The 1781-nt window shown below is 61.9% G+C and carries 1 protein-coding gene; it reads left to right on the top strand.

Annotated elements, in window-relative coordinates; translation table 11 throughout:
• The coding region (locus FKV24_RS10290) for a condensation domain-containing protein (RefSeq protein WP_211371841.1) at positions 1 to 1781 on the top strand (1781 nt) is incomplete at both ends.

Raw genomic sequence — 1781 nt, 5'->3', positions numbered from 1 at the left:
CGCACGGAGGTGGAGCGGACGCTGTGCGAGGTGTGGGAGGAGGTGCTGGGTCGGGAGCGCGTGGGGGTTGCGGACAACTTCTTCAGCCTGGGCGGCGACTCGATCCTGTCACTGCGCCTGGTCTCGCTGCTCAAGGCCCGAGGGCTGTTGCTGGAAGTCAGGGACATCTTCCAGGCGCGCACGATCGAATCGCTGGTGCCGCGATTGCGCGGAGTCGCAAGCGAAGAAAAGGATGTCGAACCCTTTGCCCTGCTTTCCGAGGCGGAGCGTCGCCTCTTTGACGAAGATGTCGAGGACGCGTACCCGTTGTCGGCGTTGCAGGCGGGGATGGTGTTCCACACTCAACTGGAAGAGTTCAGCGGGATCTATCACGACATCATCTCGGATCATGTGCGATTCCGCTGGAATCGCGGTGCATTCGAGCAGGCGTTGGCGTCGTGCATCGCCGAGCACCCGATTCTACGTACCGGTTTCAGGCTGGACGGTGAGCGGCCATTGCAGTTTGTCCGTAGGCAGGGGGCACTACCGCTGCAGGTGGAGGACCTGCGTGCAATGTCGGAACAGGAACAGGAACAACACCTTGCGTCCTGGACGGAGGCGCACAAGGGCTATGTCTTCGATTGGGAGCATGGGCCCCTGTTCCAGATCCATGTGTTCTTACGCAGCGACGAGAGCTTCCAGTTCACGATCAGCTTCCATCATGCGATTTTGGATGGTTGGAGCCGGGCCTCGCTGACAACGGCGCTCTACAACCGGTATGAATCCTTGTTGCAGGGCGAAACGCTGCAGGACGAGCCAGTAGACAGGACCTATCGGCGTTTCATTGCCGCCGAACAGAAGCTCCTGGCTGACTCGGAAGCAAAGCAGTTCTTTGCATCGCGGTTGGAAGAAGCCCCGACAAGGCAGGTGCCGCGCTTGAAAGTGGCGGCCGAGCGTCAGGCGGGCGCTCCGGTCCGACAGGGCGTCCTTCGCCTGGAAGGGTTGACGCCGATCTCGGACCGTTTGATCGCGCTGTCCATGAGTATGGGGGTCGCGGTGCAGTCGGTACTGCTCGCGGTTCATTACAAGGTGCTGTCCAGCCTCAGCGGGCGCGACGTTGCGGTGAGCTGCGTTACCCAGAACGGGCGGCCGGAGTCGGAAGGGGCCGAGCGGGGGCTGGGATTGTTCCTGAATTCGTTGCCGTTGGCGATGAAAGTCGAGCCGGCTTCGTGGCGGGAGCTGATCCAGAAGACGGCGGATCTGACCAGTGCCAGCGTCGGTTATCGAGGTTACCCCCTGGCCCGTATCCAGCAGGATCTTGGCGTCGCCTTCGATGAAGTGACGTTCAATTACACGCATTACCACGTCTACAACGACATGGAGGCGGCCGGGGAAACACAGCTCGAGGTTCTGGAGTCGTCCGGCTTCGAACGCACCAACTTCGACTTCCATGTGGACATTTCACGAGGGCTTGGTCGCGATGTGCTGTTCCTTGCCTTTGTCTATAACGCGGACCTGTATGAAGAGGGCTTTGTCCAGCGCATCGGAGCCTATTATCTGAGGGCATTCGAGCAGTTGCTGGAAGACTTGGACGCGCCCCACCTGGCGGCGCCGCTGCTGGACGAATCCGAACTGAGCCAGCTGCGCGACAGCCGCAATGCGACCGTGGTGGCGTACGACGCGCGCCCGGTGCAGCAACAGATCGCCGAGCAGGCGCAGCGGACGCCGGCATCGCCGGCGGTGGTCTGCGGCGATGTCACGCTCAGCTACGCCGAGCTGGAGGCGCGCTCGAACCGGCTGGC

Origin of the sequence: Marilutibacter maris, from assembly GCF_006546735.2 — a bacterium.
Classification (GTDB): domain Bacteria; phylum Pseudomonadota; class Gammaproteobacteria; order Xanthomonadales; family Xanthomonadaceae; genus Marilutibacter; species Marilutibacter maris.
Note: the sequence above shows the minus strand (reverse complement) of the source record. Positions and strands in the feature narration are given on the sequence as shown.